Source organism: Mesorhizobium sp. RIZ17, from assembly GCF_051127865.1.
Classification (GTDB): domain Bacteria; phylum Pseudomonadota; class Alphaproteobacteria; order Rhizobiales; family Rhizobiaceae; genus Mesorhizobium; species Mesorhizobium humile.
On sequence record NZ_CP147861.1, the window covers coordinates 1,867,468 to 1,885,983 of the forward strand.

Annotated in this window: 15 protein-coding genes; 4 read left to right on the top strand and 11 right to left on the bottom strand. The window is 62.7% G+C overall.

The features are described 5' to 3' along the window. Positions 1-59: 59 nt before the first annotated feature. Positions 60-761 (bottom strand): phosphatase PAP2 family protein, encoded by a 702-nt coding sequence (locus WDX12_RS09290; protein ID WP_434724672.1) that lies wholly within the window; start codon positions 759-761, stop codon positions 60-62. Positions 762-775: 14 nt separating this feature from the next. Next, positions 776-1,114, bottom strand: coding sequence for a hypothetical protein (locus WDX12_RS09295; RefSeq protein ID WP_434725598.1), 339 nt, complete (start codon positions 1,112-1,114; stop codon positions 776-778). Positions 1,115-1,504: 390 nt separating this feature from the next. Here WDX12_RS09295 and WDX12_RS09300 point away from each other — a divergent pair, with 390 nt between their 5' ends. From WDX12_RS09300 to WDX12_RS09310, 3 genes are all read left to right on the top strand, one after another. Further along, a complete protein-coding gene (locus tag WDX12_RS09300) occupies positions 1,505-3,502 on the top strand; it encodes a PhoX family protein (protein WP_434724673.1) in 1,998 nt (665 codons plus the stop codon). Between the two features lie 290 nt (positions 3,503-3,792). Further along, on the top strand, positions 3,793-4,719 hold the full coding sequence (locus WDX12_RS09305) for an IS110 family transposase (RefSeq protein WP_434725596.1): 927 nt from the start codon (positions 3,793-3,795) through the stop codon (positions 4,717-4,719). Between the two features lie 481 nt (positions 4,720-5,200). Beyond that, positions 5,201-6,238, top strand: a complete 1,038-nt coding sequence (locus tag WDX12_RS09310) for a phosphatidylglycerol lysyltransferase domain-containing protein (protein ID WP_434724674.1) — start codon at positions 5,201-5,203, stop codon at positions 6,236-6,238. 83 nt (positions 6,239-6,321) lie between these two features. Here the strand turns inward: WDX12_RS09310 and WDX12_RS09315 are convergent, their stop codons facing one another. From WDX12_RS09315 to WDX12_RS09350, 8 genes are all read right to left on the bottom strand, one after another. Beyond that, positions 6,322-7,083 (bottom strand): ABC transporter permease, encoded by a 762-nt coding sequence (locus WDX12_RS09315; protein WP_320293843.1) that lies wholly within the window; start codon positions 7,081-7,083, stop codon positions 6,322-6,324. Beyond that, positions 7,080-8,006 (bottom strand): ABC transporter ATP-binding protein, encoded by a 927-nt coding sequence (locus WDX12_RS09320; RefSeq protein WP_434724675.1) that lies wholly within the window; start codon positions 8,004-8,006, stop codon positions 7,080-7,082. Before WDX12_RS09320 ends, WDX12_RS09315 begins: the two co-directional genes overlap by 4 nt. Before the next feature lie 134 nt (positions 8,007-8,140). Beyond that, on the bottom strand, positions 8,141-9,844 hold the full coding sequence (locus WDX12_RS09325; RefSeq protein ID WP_434724676.1) for a phospholipase D-like domain-containing protein: 1,704 nt from the start codon (positions 9,842-9,844) through the stop codon (positions 8,141-8,143). 630 nt (positions 9,845-10,474) lie between these two features. Continuing rightward, positions 10,475-11,209: a peptide-methionine (S)-S-oxide reductase MsrA gene (gene msrA, locus WDX12_RS09330; protein ID WP_320293847.1), complete on the bottom strand. Its 735-nt coding sequence runs from the start codon at positions 11,207-11,209 to the stop codon at positions 10,475-10,477. Positions 11,210-11,466: 257 nt separating this feature from the next. Next, entirely contained in the window at positions 11,467-11,721 is a 255-nt protein-coding gene (locus tag WDX12_RS09335; protein WP_434724677.1) for a hypothetical protein, read from the bottom strand. A 91-nt stretch (positions 11,722-11,812) separates the two neighbouring features. After that, positions 11,813-12,499, bottom strand: coding sequence for a DUF1223 domain-containing protein (locus WDX12_RS09340; protein ID WP_434724678.1), 687 nt, complete (start codon positions 12,497-12,499; stop codon positions 11,813-11,815). A 183-nt stretch (positions 12,500-12,682) separates the two neighbouring features. After that, positions 12,683-13,054, bottom strand: coding sequence for an endonuclease domain-containing protein (locus WDX12_RS09345; RefSeq protein WP_434724679.1), 372 nt, complete (start codon positions 13,052-13,054; stop codon positions 12,683-12,685). A gap of 105 nt (positions 13,055-13,159) precedes the next feature. Next, on the bottom strand, positions 13,160-14,251 hold the full coding sequence (locus WDX12_RS09350; RefSeq protein ID WP_434724680.1) for a TadE/TadG family type IV pilus assembly protein: 1,092 nt from the start codon (positions 14,249-14,251) through the stop codon (positions 13,160-13,162). Between the two features lie 341 nt (positions 14,252-14,592). On the opposite strand from WDX12_RS09350, the gene lepA reads away from it, so the two are divergent. Continuing rightward, a complete protein-coding gene (gene lepA, locus WDX12_RS09355; protein ID WP_320293852.1) occupies positions 14,593-16,398 on the top strand; it encodes a translation elongation factor 4 in 1,806 nt (601 codons plus the stop codon). Positions 16,399-17,439: 1,041 nt separating this feature from the next. On the opposite strand, the gene WDX12_RS09360 is transcribed toward lepA, so the two are convergent. Continuing rightward, complete coding sequence (locus tag WDX12_RS09360) at positions 17,440-18,495, bottom strand: CHAT domain-containing protein (protein ID WP_434724681.1); 1,056 nt, start codon at positions 18,493-18,495, stop codon at positions 17,440-17,442. Positions 18,496-18,516: the final 21 nt, after the last annotated feature.

An 18,516-nucleotide genomic window follows, 5' to 3' on the forward strand; every position in this document is an offset into this window, starting at 1 on the left:
GATGTAAATTGTAAATATTACAATGTCTAAAGCGTCAATTTACATGCGTCAACCATCGGTCAATCGCTGTCGGCCACCACTTTGCGCCGCTGCAACAGCCGCGCCGCGAGCCAGCACAGCATGGCCCAGGCGAAGCCCGCGCACCAGCCGGCAAGCACGTCGGACGGCCAGTGCACGCCGAGATAGACGCGGCTGGTGCCGACCAGCACCGTGGTGAGGACGGCAAGGCCAAGCACGAAGACTTTCGACCTGCGGTCCGGCAGGAAGCGGGCCGCCAGCGAGCCGAGGGTCAGATAGGTCACCGCCGACAGCATCGCGTGGCCGCTTGGAAAGGACAGCGACGTCTCGGTGACGAGATGCGAGACGAGGTCGGGGCGCGGCCGGTCGACCTCGAGCTTGAGCAGGCTGGAAAGCACCTGCCCGCCCGCTACGGCCGCGAACATGAACAGGGCTGTCGCCGGTCTGCGGATCAAGAGCAGATAGACGATCGTCGCCGTCGTGATCAGCACCAGGACGGCGGTGCTGCCCAGCGCGGTGATGTCGCGCACCGCGCCCTCCAGCCAGGGCGGGCCGATCGGACTGTCCGGCTGCCCGGCGTGGCGGAAGGCAAGCAGGATTTCCGTATCGAAGGCGTGCGGGGTCGTGGCGCGCGCCACTTCCATCAATTCCTCGAAGCCCCACAGACAGCCGGCGATGGCCAGCCCGGCCAGGAGCAGGGGGAATTCTATCTTTGCAAACAGCGCGCCGGAGGATGGCTTCATGAGAGGCTCGAGGGTTAGAGCTTCTGCATATAGGGCCCGAGCGTGATCAGGGCGACGGCGGCGATCGCCAGAACCACCCCGGTCGCCTGGAGCGTGTTCAGCCGTTCGCCGAAGAAGACGAGCGCCACGGCATTCACCGCGACAAGCTGGATCACCGCCGACAGGCTGAACGATACCGACATGCCGAACTCGCGCACCAGCCGCAGCATGATCAGATTGCCCGCCGTGTAGAGCGCCAATGTCAAAAGCAGTTTGGCCAGGCTCGGCGCCATCCCCCAGTGCTTGGCCACCATCGCCGCCAGCAGGAACATCACCGTCGAAATGCCGAGCTGCGCCAGTCCCCAGAAACTCACTTGCCGTCCCTTCTTGAACGCCGTCGCCGCGCCGGCCGCCGCCCTTGTTTCCGAAGCGGGCGAAGCCGTCAAGCTGATCGCGGCGAAGCCTCCTTCTCCCCGTCACCGTACCTACGGCATGCACAGATTTCCAAGCGGCTGGTCTTTGGCGAGGTGGCGCTGCGAAGCAGCGACGGATTGGGGGAACCACGTGGCAATCAAGCCTCGGCCTGATCAGGCACGCCAATCACAGAAGATGTGTGCACGGTAGGCTACTGTACGGGGAGAAAGGGGCCGGCATCGACCACCAGCGATGGGCTACGCCGAATCCATGTCACGAAAATGTGATCGGCGCGCTTTAGGGGTCGAAAGGTCAAATCCCCAGCCACCTCAAGAAGCCAGAGGAACAACATGACCGTGACCCCTGAGACCCGTTTCCGGACCAGCCAGCTCGAGGAAAATGACGGCCCGCCCGTCAACCCGACCGACAACCGCACCATGGGCGAGATCATCGCCGCGCGTTTCTCGCGCCGCGGCTTCCTCATGGGTTCGCTGGCTGTCTCGGCCATCGCCGCCACCGTCAGCCCGCTGGCCCTGGTCGCCGCCGACGAGGCGCGCGCTGCCGAAGGCTCGGCCTTCAAATTCGACGAGCTCGAGACCGGCATCGACGACAGGCACCATGTCGCGCCGGGCTATGACGCCGACGTGCTGTTGCGCTGGGGCGATCCGCTCTTCGCCGACTCGCCGGAGTTCGATCCGACAAAACAGTCGGCCGAGGCACAGGCCAGGCAGTTCGGCTACAACAACGACTATGTCGGCTATATCCCGATCGACGGCTCGGCCGAGCACGGCATTTTGGTCGTCAACCACGAATACACCAACCCGCATCTGATGTTCCCCGGCATCGTTTCGGTCGTCGAGAAGGACGGGAAGAAGAAGGCCGAGGTCGCACCGCTTTCGAAGCAGCAGGTCGATGTCGAGATGGCCGCGCATGGCGGCACCATCGTCGAGATCCGCAAGCAGGACGGCAAGTGGCAGGTGGTGCGCGACGGCAAGCTCAACCGCCGCATCACCTCCAACACCGAAATGGCGCTGTCCGGTCCGGCCGCCGGGCATGATCGCCTCAAGACCAATGCCGATCCGTCCGGAACGAAGGTCATCGGCACCATGAACAATTGCGCCGGCGGCGTCACGCCCTGGGGCACCTATGTGATGGCCGAGGAGAACATCCACGGCTACTTTTCCGGCGACCTGCCGGCGGGCCACAAGGAGGCCGCCAACTACAAGCGCCTCGGCATTCCGGAAGGCGCTTATGAGTGGGGCGCGCATTACGATCGCTTCAACCTCGCCAAGGAGCCGAACGAGCCGAACCGTTTCGGCTGGATCGTCGAGGTCGACGTCAACGATCCCAACTCCGTGCCGCGGAAGCGCACCGCCATGGGCCGTTTCAAGCATGAGGGCGCCGAATCGATCGTCGCCAAGGACGGCCGCGTCGTCTTCTATCTCGGCGACGACGAGCGCTTCGACTATGTCTACAAATTCGTCACCGCCGGTAAGTTCAATCCCGATGACCGCGCGGCCAACATGAACCTGCTCGACGACGGCACGCTGCATGTGGCGAAGTTCGCCGAGGACGGTTCGGTCGAATGGATGCCGATCGTGTTCGGGCAGGGCCCGCTGACGGCGGAGAACGGCTTTGCGTCCCAGGCCGACGTGCTGATCGAGACGCGGCGCGCCGCCGACCTGCTCGGCGCCACCAAGATGGACCGGCCGGAGGATATCCAGCCCAATGCCGGCAACGGCAAGGTCTATGTCATGCTGACCAACAATTCCAAGCGCAAGGCCGAGCAGGTCGACGCCGCCAACCCGCGCGCCGACAACGCCTTCGGCCACATCATCGAGATCGTCGAGGATGGCGGCGACTTCGCCGCTGCCAAGGGCAAGTGGGAAGTGCTGTTGAAATGCGGCGATCCGTCGGTGGCCGATGTCGGCGCCACCTTCTCGACCGCGACCACCGCCCATGGCTGGTTCGGCATGCCGGACAACTGCGCCGTCGATTCCGCCGGGCGGCTGTGGGTCGCCACCGACGGCCAGGGCCCGAAGGCCACCGGCCGCACCGACGGCCTCTGGGCGGTCGACACCGAAGGCCCGGCGCGGGCGACTTCGAAACTGTTCTTCCGTGTGCCGATCGGCGCCGAAATGTGCGGCCCGCTCTTCGCGCCGGACGACCAGACGGCTTTCGTCGCCGTCCAGCATCCGGGCGATGGCGGCGAGGACTGGGAAGGCTTTGGCCGTCCGTCCTACTACGAGGATCCGTCGACCCGCTGGCCGGACTTCAAGCCGGACATGCCGGTGCGGCCTTCGGTCGTCGCGATTACGAAGCAGGGCGGCGGCAAGATCGCGGTGTGAGTTGCTGCCGCATCGGCATGCATGATCACGGACGTTGGGGATTGGCCGAAACCTCCCCAACGTCGTCATTCCAGGGCGAAGCAGGAGCGAAGCTCCGTCGCGGAGACCCTGGAATCCTGTGTGTTGGTTCTGGTGTATGGTTGAAGTGGGAAGGAGACCGAGTGGATCCTGGTCGTCCTTTCGGACAGGCCGTGGCATGGCCCGGTCCCTTCCCACAGGTGAACCATCAACCTGAACAGTTGCACGGGGCTGTTCGAAGCAGACCCCGCACCACAGGAAGAGGCGTGGACATGATAGCCCAGAACTATGTCGGCTGCGACATCTCCAAGCAGTGGCTCGACTTTTTTGATGAGACAAGCGGCCGTCTTCGGCGCATCGACAACCAGGCCGATGCGATCGCGGCCTATGTGGCGGGTCTTGATCCCAGTCGGGACTTCGTCGTCATGGAGGCGACAGGGGTGCATGACCGGCTCCTGCGCCATGCGCTGGCCAAGGCCGGCGTGCCGTTCTCGCGGCACAACCCGGCCCATACCCACCACTATTCGAAGTCGACGCGCCGGCGCGCCAAGACCGATCCTCTCGATGCCAGGATGCTGAGCGACTACGGCCGTCGCTATAGCCCTGAAGCCGAGCCGGCGCCGAGCGAAGAAGTCGAGCGGCTTCAATCGCTTGCCGGCCACCGCGATCACTTGGTCAATATGCGGGCAGCGCTGAAGAAGCACCTCGCCGAGGCTTTCGAGGAGGTCGTCATTGCCGATCTGGAAGAGACGATCGCCTTCCTCGACACGCGCATCAAGGCGTTCGAGAGCCAGATTGCCGAAGTCATTCGTCAAAACCAGGACACCGCTCGCGACCATGCGCTGATGGTCTCCGTGCCCGGTGTCTCCAAGGTCGGCGCGCTCTCGCTGCTGGCGCTCCTGCCCGAGCTCGGCCAGCGCTCACCCAAGGCGATCGCAGCACTCGTCGGCCTTGCCCCGTTCGACAACAAGAGCGGCAAGCTCAACCGCAGGAGCCAGATCCAAGGCGGGCGATCACGCGTGCGCCGCGCCCTCTATATGGCAGCCCTCACGGCCATCAGAACCTGCGACCGGTTCAAGTCCTTCTACACAGCCCTTGCTGCCCGGTCGGGCTCCAAGAAGCTCGCCATCATCGCCGTCGCAAGGAAGCTCTTGGTCGTCCTCAACGCTATCATTCGCGACAAAACTGCGTTTGCGTGAACACAGTTGCCATGCCGTTACCTTGGTCGTAGAGTACAGCGGAGCAGAATTCTGCACCGCTGCAGCGCCGCCTTAGAGTCACGGCATGGATCCTCGGGTCTACGTGTCCGCTTCGCTCCCGCTCCGCCCGTGGATGACGAAGTCACGGCGCCTTGAGCCAATCTCCTACGTCAATTATCCGGCGCGTTGAACCACCGCCATGTTCATTCTGTTCCTCGGGCGAAACCGATCGATTCGTAAAGCCGGTCGCCGCTGCATAGGCATGCGGGAACGCAACCTCGCCGCGTGCCGCGATCCGGCCCGCGACGAAGCTCGCGCCCTGTTGCGGTGGCCGACGGACGATACGGACGCTTTCGGACGTTTGCCCTTCATTCGCCGCCAATTGCATCCTATATCGCGCTGACGCGACGTGGCCGGCAGCGGTCACCAGCGATTCGCGACCTGAGGGCGGCAGGTCATCACTTCTTGGCACGCGGAGCTCATGGCGCCCCTGCGCATCTATTTTGACAGGCTTCTCGATGCCGTGGCGCCCAAGGTTCCGCGGCGCGAACTGGCCGATGAGGAGCGCCTGGCGCTGGTGCGCCGCCACGGCGATTTCTCGCTCGCCTATTCCACCGCCGTGCAGAAGAAACTGTCCTATTTCAGCGATGGCGACGGCTACATCGCCTTCGGCACCAAGATGAGCCGTCATTTTGCGCTGGGCGACCCGGTCGCCGATCCGGCCGACCGCCCGGCCTATATCAAGCGCTTTGTCGAGGCCGCCGGCCGCCCCTGGTTCGTCCAGATCGGCGCCGACACGGCCAAGGTGCTGGCCGGCCTCGGCTACCAGGTCAACCGCCTCGGCATCGACACCAGGCTGCTTTTGCCGGCGCATGATTTTTCCGGCAAGCGCAACGAGACCGTGCGCTATTCCGAGCGCTGGCTGACCAAGAAGAGTTTTACCCTCGCCGAGGCCAGGGGCGACATCCTGCAGGACGAGATCAAGCAGCTGTCCGCCGACTGGCGCAAGGAGCGCATCATCAAGCGCTGGGAGATGGGTTTCCTCAACCGCCGCTTCTCCGAAGAGCTCGGCGCCGACATGCGCCGCTTCTTATTGCACAGCCCCGAGGGTCGGCTTCTCGCCATTCTCGATTTCGACCCGCTGTTTCGCGACGGCAAGGTGATCGGCTACACCACCTCCTTCAAGCGCAAGCAGGTCGACGCGACGCCGCATGCCGAAATCGGCCTGACCAAATTCGCCGTCGACCGCTTTCGCGAGGAAGGCATCTCACAGGTGACGCTCGGCCTCTCGCCGCTGCTCGACATCGAGCCGAGCGGCTTCGCCGAATCGGATTTCTGGCGCAACGCCTTCCAGCGCGCCTACAACTCGCCCTGGGTCAACCGCTCGCGCTTCAACCTGCAGGGCCAGGCAGCCTTCAAGCGCCGCTTCCACGGCGTCGAGGAGCCGACCTATATCGCGTTCCGCAAGGGGACTTTCGTGGAGATGCTGGGGCTGTTGAGGTTGATCAAGGCGATCTAGCGGAGCTACTAAGAGAAGATCACTAGGCGCCGCCGGCATTTCGGATTTTCCTGGAACCACAGCTACGACGAACGTCGGTCCGGTCAGTTCCTCAACCGATACCCGGTCTTGAAGATCCAGGCCACGATCGCGATGCAGATGGCCAGGAACACCAGGGTCATGCCGAGGCTGACGCCGACCGAAACATCGGCCTTGCCATAAAAACTCCAGCGGAACCCGCTGATCAGGTAGACGACCGGGTTGAACAGCGTGATCGTCTTCCAGATGCCGGGCAGCATGTGGATCGAATAGAAGCTGCCGCCGAGGAAGGTGAGCGGCGTGACGATCAGGAGCGGCACCAGCTGCAGCTGCTCGAAGGTCTTTGCCCAGATGCCGATGATGAAGCCGAACAGGCTGAAGGTCACCGCCGTCAGCACCAGGAAGGCGATCATCCAGAACGGGTGCTCGATCCTGAGCGGCACGAACAAGGCCGCGGTGGCGAGGATGATCAGGCCGAGCATGATCGACTTGGTCGCCGCGCCACCGACATAGGCGATGATGATCTCCAGATAGGAGACCGGCGCCGACAGGAGCTCGTAGATCGAGCCGACGAATTTCGGGAAATAGATGGCGAAGGAGGCGTTCGAGATCGACTGCGTCAGAAGCGACAGCATCATCAGGCCGGGCACGATGAAGGCGCCGTAGGGGATGCCGTCGATCTCGTTGATGCGCGAGCCGATGGCCGAGCCGAAGACGACGAAATAGAGCGATGTCGAGATGACCGGCGAGATGATGCTCTGCAGCACCGTGCGGAAGGCGCGCGCCATCTCCACCCGGTAGATCGCCCATACCGCGCGCAGGTTCATGGCTCTTGCCTCAGGAGATTGACGAAGATCTCTTCGAGCGAGCTGTTCTTGGTGTCGAGATCGCGGAACTGGATGCCGGCCGCCTCGAGGTCGCGGATCAGTGAGGCGACGCCTGGACGGTCGCTCTGGTTGTCATAGGTGTAGGTGAGCTGGTTGCCGTCAGCGGACAGCTCCAATGAATAGCGGGAAAGCCCGTCGGGCATGGCGGCAAGCGGCGCGCGCAGCTCCAGTCTCATCTGCTTGCGGCCGAGCTTGCGCATCAGCTCGGCCTTGTCCTCGACCAGGATGATCTCGCCCTTGTTGATGACGCCGACACGGTCGGCCATCGCCTCGGCTTCCTCGATATAGTGCGTGGTGAGGATGATGGTGACGCCGTCCTCGCGCAGGCGCCTCACCATCGCCCACATGTCCTGGCGCAGCTCGACGTCGACGCCGGCCGTCGGCTCGTCGAGGAACAGCACGCGCGGCTCGTGCGCCAGGGCCTTGGCGATCATCAGCCGGCGCTTCATGCCGCCCGACAGCGTGATCGCCTTGGAATCCTTCTTGTCCCACAGCGACAGGTCGCGCAGCACCTTCTCGACGAACGCTGTGTTGGGCGCCTTGCCGAACAGGCCGCGGCTGTAGTTCACCGTCGCCCAGACCGTTTCGAAGGCGTCGATGGTCAGTTCCTGCGGCACCAGCCCGATCAGGCTGCGCGCCGCGCGGTAATCCTTGGAGATGTCGTGGCCGTCGACGCTGACTGAGCCCGACGAGCGGTTGACGATGCCGCAGACGATCGAGATCAGCGTCGTCTTGCCGGCGCCGTTCGGTCCGAGCAGTGCGAAGATCTCGCCGCGCTCGATGTCGAGATTGATTTCCTTCAGCGCCTCGAAACCGGTGGCATAGGTTTTCGTGACACCGGAGATCGAGATGATGGATGACATGCTGAAATTCGGCCGGCTGGAAAAGGTGACTTGATATAGGGCGGTTGCCGCCCGGTGCAACCGTGAATCGACGCCGCTGCTGACAGTTCTGGACAGTGACAGCCTGTTTCTCCCCGCATGCAGGGAGAAGGAAACTAACCCTGCGCCGTCCAGAACGCGATTTCCTGCGCCTTGGTCCTGAGCTCGGTCTTCAGCCACTGGTCGTCGTCGTCGAGGTAGCTCCACGGCGTCTTGCCTTGCGCCCGCATCTCGCGGATGTAGGAGCGGTAGCGATAGTGGCTGTAGACCGACATCGCGTAGGTGGCATAGGCGGCGGCGAGCTTCCGGTGGCCGCGCACGATCACCAGGTTCTCGTCGTTCTTCTCGCTCGCCGGCGCCGAGAAATTGTGGCTGCCGGTCACCACCACGCAGTCGTTCGAATGCGGGTCGGTCACCAGGATCTTCGAGTGCACGATGGCGTGGCCGATCTGCGACAGGAAGGTGCGCCGGTTGACCTCGGCGATCCACGGCCCGAGCGGCGCGTCGAGGCCTTGCGGCTGCGCCACCGCGTAGCGGTCGGGCGTGAATGTCCGGTCGCTGCTCACCAGGTCGATGTCGAGGAAGTTCTGTTCGGTGCCGCCCTCGTCCGCGCTCAGCGTCGAGACCACGCCGCGCACATACATGCCTTTTTCCCGGGCGCGCTGGCCGGCCAGCGTATGCAGCCCCTGCTTGCCCGGCGTGAACATCAGGAAAAGCACCGCTTGCTTGGCCGATGTGATGACGTCGCGCAACGCCGCCATGTCGGCGCCGTCGGAGGTGCGGGTGAACCAGACGGTCGTCTTGGCTGTCCCGACGGTGAAGGTCTTGGGGGCGTCGTTGTCCGCCATCAGCGCCGGCGTAAAATTGGCCGGGTCGGTCTTCGGCGGCGAGGCGTCCTTCAACAGGTCCCAATGCGTGCGGAAATGCGCCGCCACCGCCGCGTCCTCGATCAGCAAGCCGTTGTTGACCTGCGTGCACAGGCCCGTCGTGCTCCAGTTGGTGCTGCCCGTCCACACCATGTTCGGCTCGCCGTCCTTGGACACGACGACGAACTTGTTGTGGCCGAGGCCTTTCGATTTCAGCATCCGGTCGATGGTTGGAATGCCGTGATCGTTGAGGTTCTTGCGCGCATCCTGGTTGCCGTCGCCGCTCTTGTCGGAGCCGTTGGCGAGGATCAGGTTGAGCCGCGGCCCGAGCCCGATCAGCGCCGTCTCCAGCGTCGCGTCGCCGAGCTCATAGAGCGCGGCATGCAGCTCGTCGCCGGCGCCTTGCGTCAGTCCGACCATGCGCAGCCCGAGATCGCCTTCCAGGAAAGCGCGGAATTTCGCGTCGCCATTGGTCTGCAGGCTCTTCTTGAACGCCGCCGGCGAGAGCTTGTTCTTGGCCATGTAGCGGGCGACGAATTGCGACAGCACCAGGCCGCGGTTGAAATAGCAGGAGAAGCCGCCGCCGGCGTCGGTGGCAAGCGTGTGCCAGTCCGTCCAGTCGCTCGACACCCCCTTGGTCAGCGGCTTGCCGGGTCCGGCGCTCATCATCGCGGTCACCCGGTAGCGCACGACATTGCCGACATCGGCCGCATGGTCGGTCCAGTTGAAGCGTTGGAACGGCCACACGTCCGACGGCCGGTGGTCGCCCGATTTCGGCTTGTCCTTGGTGAAGCCGACGCGGTTCTCCACCGGCTCGATCTTCTCGGTGGCGCCGGCCTTGCGGCCGCGCTCGAGCAGAAAACCCCGGCATCCGGCGATGAAGTCGCTCGGCGCCCAGGCGACGAAGGCGTCGTCGCCATTGGTGTAGACGGATACTTTTATCTCGACAGCCATTTGTCGTTCCTCCGCATCTGCCGTTGTTCCCAAAGCGCGGCCGGCATGTCCGGCCCACCAATGCAGCCAACAAGTATCCGTGCCGGAAGCAGGGCCCTGAAACAGAATGTTCGAAAGGTGACAGCGATGATTATGCGGCGGCAGAAGATCGGATGTCAATGTTTTGCAGCGTCAAGTATAATTCTATGAACTGCTTCACACTGTGTTCTGTTTGCCAGCAAAACAAAGGGCGGATAGCTTTCCAAACCGAAAGTGCGAGCGGCTAGCTTGCCGTTTGTCGGCGGGGGGATTTTCACCGTTCCTTTTCGTGAAGTCGGCGCAAACCTCGGAGATTGGCGCAAGCCCCTCAGCCTCGTCATTCCAGGGCGGAGCAGCCGCGAAGCGGCGTCGCGCAGACCCTGGAATCCATGCCGTGACCTGAACTGCGGAATGCAGCGCAGCAGGATCTGCACCGCGGCAGCGCTCGGAAGTCACGGCATGGATCCTCGGGTCTGCGCCGCGTCGCTTCGCTCCTTGCTCCGCCCGTGGATGACGACTGGGTGGGCGTTTCGGCCAACCGCCAATGCAAGCCGCCGGCCAGCACAGGCATGGCCGGCGGTCGAAATCCCTGTGCCGGGAGACCAGCCTTCGTCAGCTCTTGCTGGAGGCCAGCACCAGCACCGGCTTCTCGCTGTAGAGCTGCGGGAACAGCGACTTCAGATTCTCGATCTTGGGCAGGTCGTTGTAGACGATATAGGGATAGGTCGGGTTCAGCGTCAGGAAGTCCTGATGGTAATCCTCGGCGGGGTAGAAGGTCTTGCCGGTCTCGAGCGTGGTGACGATCGGCTTCGGAAACACCTTGGCCTTGTCGAGCTGGGCGATGTAGCTCTCGGCGACCTTCTTCTGCTCCTCATTCTCGGCGAAGATCGTCGAGCGGTACTGGGTGCCTGAATCCGGCCCCTGGTAGTTGAGCTGCGTCGGATTGTGCGCGACCGAGAAATAGACCTGCAGCAGCTTGCCATAGGTGATTTTCGACGGATCGTAGGTGATCTCGACGGATTCGGCGTGCCCGGTGCGGCCGGTGCCGACCACTTCATAGACGGCGTTTTCGGCGCTGCCGCCGGTATAACCGGATACCGCCTTGCTGACGCCCTTGACGTGCTGGAACACGCCCTGCACGCCCCAGAAGCAGCCGCCGGCGAAGATCGCCTTCTCACTGCCGCTCGCCGCCTTTTCGTCCACTGACGGCGGCGGGATCACCACCGCGTCCTCGGCCGAGCGGGCCGGGCTCTGCCAGAAGACGGCCGCCGCCGCGCTCAGCGCCAGCGCCGCCAGCGCGCCACGGGTCAAGAATGGCCGCGCGGCTTTTGTCGTTATGCCGTTCATGTTGCGTCTCCTTGTTGTTGTTCCATTATATACGACTTGAAGCCGCCGGAAGGTTCTCACTTTGCCGTGCGGCGGTGTGTAACCGCCGACGGCGCTCCCCCTCTCCCCCGCCTTTGGCGGGGGAGAGGAACCAGGATGCGGAGGCCGCGCGCCCGGCGATTGGCGTTTCCTCGCCCCCGCAAAGCGGGGGAGAGGTGGCTCGGCGCGTAGCGCCGAGACGGAGCGGGGGCTGCGCTGCCCTATGCGATTTGCCCGACTTACTGTGCCGGCTTCATGGCGTCCGTGGCCGGCTTCATCGCATCCGTCGCGGGCTTCATCGCCTGGGTGCTCATCGCGTCGGGCTTCATGGCGTCGGCCGGTTTCATGGCGTCCGCCGCCGGCTTCATGGCGTCGGTCGCCATAGCGTTGGCGGGCTTCATGGCGTTGGTCGCGTCGTCGGCGCGGGCGCCGGCCACGAAGACGGCGGCGGAAAGCGCGAAGGCCAGCGCCGGCAGCGTGAGGAACTTGGTCATGATAGTCTCCTTGGGTTTTGGCGCGCGCGTATGCGGGCCTTGGTGAAGCGTTGCCGCTCCAATGCGGCCCCGCGCGAAGGGAAAAGAAAGATCAGTTGGCGGCCGCGGCCAGGATCGGCCCGCCGCCTTGCGCCTGCACCAGCACCGCGGTGCTCAAGCCGCCCGTGGCCGCCGGCAGCGGCAGCGTGGTGGCCGCGCCGTGCCAGCTGCCGAGCTTTGTCAGCGCATGCACGACATTGGCGTGCGGCAGCGTGCGGCCGGTGTTTTCGCCGCGCGCCACAGGCACCTCGACGACGCCTCTCGTGTAGCGCACCAGCCAGATGTCGGCGCCGCCGCCCGGCGCCTTGCCGGCGCCGATGCTGACCTTGGCCTTGTCGAGCGAAAGCTCGGGGCCCCGCGTCTGACCGCCTTTGGCGATCAGGCTTTGGATCTCGCCGGGCGCGGCGCCCACGCCGTCGCTTCTGCCGTTCACCACCACTTGCGGCGTGAACGGTCCGTCATGGCCGAGCGACGGCTCGTAGGTTACCTGGCGGTCGGTGAACTCCTTGCGGCCGAACGTGTCCTTCCAGCCGAGGTAGTCCCAATAGGTGACGTTGAACGACAGCGCCAGCACGCCGGGCTGGTCCTTGACCTTGATCAGGTTGGCGTTGGCCGGCGGGCAGGACGAGCAGCCCTGGCTGGTGAACAGCTCGACCACGGTCAGCGGCTGCGCGGCCGCGGCGCCGAGCGTGGCCGCAAGCATCGCGCCGGCGAGCAGGCTTGTCTTCAATCCGGTCATGGGAAGCAGTCTCCACTGTGGGGTCATGCTCCCATTTCGCCGCGGTGGAAGGCTTCGTTACAGCTTCACCGGTTTGTGATGGGGGCAGCGCTTCCCCTTCTCCCCTTGTGGGAGAAGGTGGCTCGGCGCGCAGCGCCGAGACGGATGAGGGGTGCTCCAGCTTGGCGTCGAGGTTGACCCAGCTCACCGCCAGGGCTGCAAGCCAGCATCTTTTACATACGCGATAATCGTATCACAGACGCCGTCCATATCCTTCAGGACATCGCCGTTCCAAAAGCGCAACACCCGAAACCCTTTCGCCTTCAGCTCAGCTCCGCGAGCCAAATCCGGTTCCGAGTCCGCGTGCTGGCTACCGTCAAGCTCGACGATGAGACGCGCCTCGAGGCAAGCGAAATCGGCGACGTATTTTCCAATGGGCACTTGCCGGCGAAACTTGATCCGATCAAGCCTACGGTCGCGCAGCTCCTGCCATAGCTTGTGCTCCGCTTCCGTCATTTCACGACGAAGCGTGCGGGCAAAACTGCGTTTGGCTTGAGTGACGGGTTGGTGCGGCATTGCGCCAGATTAGCTGGACGCTGAGCTCCGTCCAACACCCCTCATCCGTCTCGGCGCTGCGCGCCGATCCACCTTCTCCCACAAGGGGAGAAGGAGAGGGCGCCGCTACTGCGTCAGCACCGTCTCCGACGGGCGCTGGTTGTAGTCGCATTTGCCTTGCACGGTGTAGAAGAAGTCGGCGTTGGAGACCGGCGTCGGCACCGCGCTGCCGCCGTCTTCCCAGGCCTGGTAGCCGGTCTGGCCGCAGGGCACGGCGGTGAAGATATTGACGGTCTGGCCGGTCGCCACTTCCGGCATGTCGGTCGGGCTTGTGCCGATATAGAGCCGGTTCGAGGTGGTCGGATCGTTTGACTTGAGCACCTTCGGGTTGCCCGACGGCACGTCCATTTCGAGATAGAGCTGGTCCATCTGGCTGACGTCGATCACCGCGCCCGCGCCATTGGCCGGGGTGAATGTATCGACGCAGTAATAGGTCGTGCCGTAACCGTCGGTCTGGATGGTCGTCCCGGACGGCACGCTCTTCTGCAGGCTCTTCAGCGTGCCGGTGGTGCACGCCTGCGTCTGCACCGTCGTCGAGGTCGACCCGTTGACGGTGTTCACCACCGTGGTGCCGTAGCCTTTCGGATCGCCGTAGCCATTATAGGTGTAGCTGATCGTCATCAGCTTCTGGGCGGTGGTCTGGCCGAACTTGGTGCCCCACAGGATCATCGTCTTCGCCCAGTAGCCCGACACCTTCGTCACCTTGAACGAGGTCTGCACCAGCGCCGGGGTCTTGCGCACCGAGGAGCCGACGCCGACCTGCACGTTGTTGATGCGCGCGACCTGCATGAAGGTGGTCGGCATCGGGTAGCTGGCCGTGGCGGTGAAGGTCGCCGTGCCGAAACTGTCGACATTGACCCCGGTCAGCGTCGCCGTGCCCTGCCCGGCATTGGCGGCATAGGCCTGCTGCAGCGACGTCTGCCGGTCGGAAAAGCTTGTCGTGGTGGGCAGCGTGGTGATCGAGATGATTGCGGCGTCGAGCGCGTTCTGCATGTCGCTTCGGGTCGTCACCGCCGAGGTATAGTCGACCGAAAAGCCGATTGCCGCCACGATCGGGATCGTCAGGATGGCCATCATCGGCATGATCGAGCCGTCGCGGCATGCGAGGAATTGCATCGCCGCCCTGGCAAGCCGGAATCTTTGCACAAAACTGAACATTTCGAGGGCCTTCGTCATCTCGGGCGGCAAGCCGGTCTACCATCCGGAGCATCCGCCAAAGCGGTGCATGAATGTTTAAGCGCGTTTGAATATTTCGTGAGCGGTGCGTGATCTTCCCTTCCCCCCTTGTGGGGGAAGGTGGATCGGCGCGTCAGCGCCGAGACGGATGAGGGGTGTTCCAGCGGAATGGGACGTCGGCGAACTCCGACTGGATAAGCGGCGCCGCCAAGCTGGAACACCCCTCATCCGTCGCCTTCGGCGACACCTTCTCCCACAAGGGGAGAAGGGGGAGATTGCCCCGCCGCTTGCCCCTCAACCCCGCCCCTGCTAAAGCGCGCCGCATGACGACGCCCCTCGACCACATCCGCAATTTCTCCATCGTCGCCCATATCGACCATGGCAAATCCACGCTTGCCGACCGGCTGATCCAGCTCACCGGCACGCTGGAGGAGCGCGACATGAAGGAGCAGATACTGGATTCGATGGATATCGAGCGCGAGCGCGGCATCACCATCAAGGCCCAGACCGTTCGGCTGAACTACCGCGCCAGGAACGGCGAGGACTATGTGCTGAACCTCATCGACACGCCCGGCCATGTCGACTTCGCCTACGAAGTGTCGCGTTCGCTCGCCGCCTGCGAGGGCTCGCTGCTGGTGGTCGACGCCTCCCAGGGCGTCGAGGCGCAGACGCTGGCCAATGTCTACCAGGCCATCGACAACAACCACGAGATCGTCGTGGTGCTGAACAAGGTCGACCTGCCGGCGGCCGAGCCCGAGCGCATCCGCGAGCAGGTCGAGGAGGTGATCGGCCTCGACGCCTCCAACGCCGTGCTGATCTCGGCCAAGACCGGCCTCGGCGTGCCGGACGTGCTGGAGGCGATCGTCCACCAGCTGCCGCCACCGCGCGAGGGCGACATCAACGCCCCGCTGAAGGCGATGCTGGTCGACAGCTGGTACGACGCCTATCTCGGCGTCATCGTGCTGGTGCGCATCATCGACGGCGTGATGAAGAAGGGCCAGACCATCCGCATGATGGGCACGGGCGCAAAGTATCTCGTCGAGCGCACCGGCGTGTTCAAGCCGGCCCGCGTCAATGTCGACGAGCTCGGCCCCGGCGAGTTCGGCTTCTTCACCGGCTCGATCAAGGAAGTGGCCGACACCCGCGTCGGCGACACCATCACCGAGGACCGCCGCCCGACGCAAAAGGCGCTGCCGGGCTTCAAGCCGGCGCAGCCGGTGGTGTTCTGCGGCCTGTTCCCGGTCGACGCCGCCGATTTCGAGGACCTGCGCGCCGCCGTCGGCAAGCTCCGCCTCAACGACGCGTCCTTCTCCTACGAAATGGAAACCTCCGCCGCGCTCGGCTTCGGCTATCGCTGCGGCTTCCTCGGCCTGCTGCATCTGGAAATCATCCAGGAGCGGCTGGAGCGCGAGTTCAACCTCGACCTCATCGCCACCGCGCCCTCCGTCGTCTACCGTCTGAACCTCAATGACGGCTCGGTGAAGGAACTGCACAACCCGGCCGACATGCCCGACGTGGTCAAGATCGCCTCGATCGAGGAGCCGTGGATCCGCGCCACCATCCTCACCCCCGACGACTATCTCGGCGGCATCCTGAAGCTCTGCCAGGACAGGCGCGGCATCCAGGCCGACCTCTCCTATGTCGGCAAGCGCGCCATGCTCACCTACGATTTGCCGCTCAACGAGGTGGTGTTCGATTTCTACGACCGGCTGAAGTCGATCTCCAAGGGCTACGCCTCCTTCGACTATCACCTGACCGACTATCGCGAGGGCGACCTGGTCAAGATGTCGATCCTGGTCAACGAGGAGCCGGTCGACGCCCTATCCATGCTGGTGCACCGCACCGCTGCGGAAAAGCGCGGCCGCGCCATGTGCGAGAAGCTGAAGGAGCTGATCCCGCACCATCTGTTCAAGATCCCGATCCAGGCCGCGATCGGCGGCAAGGTCATCGCCCGCGAGACCATCTCGGCGCTGCGGAAGGACGTCACCGCCAAATGCTACGGCGGCGACGTGACCCGCAAGCGCAAGCTGCTCGACAAGCAGAAAGAGGGCAAGAAGCGGATGAGGCAGTTCGGCAAGGTGGATATCCCGCAGGAGGCGTTTATCCAGGCGCTGAAGATGGGGGATTGAGACGGGACGGCCTTCGGCCGGACGCATCGACACACCAAGTTGATGCGTCCGTAAATCCGGGTGGCATCTGCCGGAGGCAGAGGGTCGTCCCATCCCGGGGGCTGGGGCAGTGCGGTGATTTGATCTGACGTTCGCTCTCAGTACTCCTGCGACAACAGACTACCTGCCGATGCCCATGCTGCGCAGAGGGTCCATGAGTAGGTCTAGCGGCCCAAAAGTATCCTCTCTCATCCAGATATTGATGGGTTCGATGTCATCTGTTGGGAAGTAACTCACCATTGCCCAGCCTGAGTCGTCCCGGCGGACATACACGGGCCTATGTATGTCTAGGTCCAAGACCTCCATCGTTCCAAGGTGAAGTGCAGTGGGCGTGTCCCACATGACACCATGCAAAATGGAGCCGCCATTAATGCTCTCGATTCTTCTCACGATTAGCGGCAGGAAACCGTTCTCTTGTAGTACGGTTTTGAGCACCCTCAACTTTGGCCGGCCAGTACGCCCGAAGGGCGAATATTTGAGCCTTTTGTTGGTGCAAGGGTGTAACGTCCATGGTGGACCAAGGCAGTCGAAAAAAGCACCCCCGCCGCGCGACCCAGAAATGTAGTAGACGCCAACTTGACAGACCGGACACTTGGACCAAGGGCGATTGCCGTAACTGCGGATGGTGGCGCGCTTCCATCCTTTCCATTGGAATGTGTGTGATCGCGAATGTCGCCCACCGCTAAAGCCGCATGTGCAGTTAGGTTTGTGGTTCCGACCGTTGCAAGGCATGCTCGCCTCCAATCAAGCTCAGCGTACGCGAGTCGAGCACCAAGGGAAAATACTATAGCTATAGATCCGCATCATCTGGAGGCGCTTATCACGCCAAGTGACGTTATCAGAGGCGGCAGGGCCTTATATGGATGGGACCGTTGCCCGATCGGGTTTGATCGGACCCACTAACCAACAAGTCTACAGAGAACAACGCCCTCCACCTGAACTGCAGCGTCAATTGCCCGATGCCCTCCCGACAGTAGTACATGACACATCGTCGTCGGTTATCTAGAAATAGGAAATCGTGTCCGGGTCAATATCGGCCGAGTGTATTAACGTCGGCAAAGATGCGTCGGGCAATCTCATTGCAGCTAGAGCCAGCTTACCTTGTGCCACGGACTTCGATAGCGACTGCCCCTCAGCCAAGGCAACATACATGAATCGTGAGAAATACGTCGCAGCTAAGTCGTCTATATTTGATGACATCGCAACGACCGCCTTAACGGTTTTCAGAAATATTCGAGCACCTTTGACCGTGTCGCAGGCGTTGAGAACCAACAGATCCGGCTTGCTACCGGTTGCACCGATAAAACTGTTAAGGAGCTTGTAATCAATTTCTATCCCGCCGTCGTCATAGACGCTCTCATTATCGAAAAGAACTCCTTGGTCACCACCATGACCCGAGAAATGCACGATGTGAGGCTTAAATTCGTTCATCGTTGCCAAAAGATCAGCCCACTCTGCGGCCGGCACGTAGCGAATTTCAATTGAGTCGCGATTGGTAGTTGCTTTCAAAGCACGAGCTAAGTTTCGAGCCTCGATATCCGTCCGCAGAGGTCTTGATGATTCTGGGTTGGTCCCCAGGAAGGCGACTCGCAGAGCGGCCACCTTGACCTTTAAGCGGCCGCGAGTTCCTTTGACCGGCACAACTGGCTTTGCTTTGATAAAGGACACAATTTTGCTGGCTGACGTGCTAGGCCGCCTCATAGTAACTAACGTTGAAAGAGCGGATGGATTGTTCCTCAGACGGATTATTTTTCCCTTTAGAACGTCAATATCATGACGCTTTTCGTAGTAATTTTCAGTTCTTCCAGTATTAGGATTCTTGCCTCTACCCTTACTGATTATCCCTAAATTGGCCAAGCGAGCAGCAACTTGAGAGACTCTCACACTCGAAATTTTCATTTGAGCGGCTAGCTCGCTGACAAATTTCGGCTTTTTGTGGCCTTTGGACACAGTAAGGAACATGCTGTAAGCGTCATCCCCGCGAAGCGCTTTGGCAAAGAATTCAAGCTTTTCTGGAAGATGGCTCGCAGTCTGCGATGACACGACTTGCTCGATCATCTATTGGAATTTCCTTGCTTC

Coding starts and splice junctions, on each gene's coding strand:
- msrA (WP_320293847.1), bottom strand. CDS start 11,209: ATGAACGGCATAACGACAAAAGCCGCGCGGCCATTCTTGACCCGTGGC.
- WDX12_RS09315 (WP_320293843.1), bottom strand. CDS start 7,083: ATGAACCTGCGCGCGGTATGGGCGATCTACCGGGTGGAGATGGCGCGC.
- WDX12_RS09300 (WP_434724673.1), top strand. CDS start 1,505: ATGACCGTGACCCCTGAGACCCGTTTCCGGACCAGCCAGCTCGAGGAA.
- WDX12_RS09340 (WP_434724678.1), bottom strand. CDS start 12,499: ATGACCGGATTGAAGACAAGCCTGCTCGCCGGCGCGATGCTTGCGGCC.
- WDX12_RS09325 (WP_434724676.1), bottom strand. CDS start 9,844: ATGGCTGTCGAGATAAAAGTATCCGTCTACACCAATGGCGACGACGCC.
- WDX12_RS09320 (WP_434724675.1), bottom strand. CDS start 8,006: ATGTCATCCATCATCTCGATCTCCGGTGTCACGAAAACCTATGCCACC.
- WDX12_RS09305 (WP_434725596.1), top strand. CDS start 3,793: ATGATAGCCCAGAACTATGTCGGCTGCGACATCTCCAAGCAGTGGCTC.
- lepA (WP_320293852.1), top strand. CDS start 14,593: ATGACGACGCCCCTCGACCACATCCGCAATTTCTCCATCGTCGCCCAT.
- WDX12_RS09345 (WP_434724679.1), bottom strand. CDS start 13,054: ATGCCGCACCAACCCGTCACTCAAGCCAAACGCAGTTTTGCCCGCACG.
- WDX12_RS09335 (WP_434724677.1), bottom strand. CDS start 11,721: ATGACCAAGTTCCTCACGCTGCCGGCGCTGGCCTTCGCGCTTTCCGCC.
- WDX12_RS09350 (WP_434724680.1), bottom strand. CDS start 14,251: ATGTTCAGTTTTGTGCAAAGATTCCGGCTTGCCAGGGCGGCGATGCAA.
- WDX12_RS09360 (WP_434724681.1), bottom strand. CDS start 18,495: ATGATCGAGCAAGTCGTGTCATCGCAGACTGCGAGCCATCTTCCAGAA.
- WDX12_RS09290 (WP_434724672.1), bottom strand. CDS start 761: ATGAAGCCATCCTCCGGCGCGCTGTTTGCAAAGATAGAATTCCCCCTG.
- WDX12_RS09310 (WP_434724674.1), top strand. CDS start 5,201: ATGGCGCCCCTGCGCATCTATTTTGACAGGCTTCTCGATGCCGTGGCG.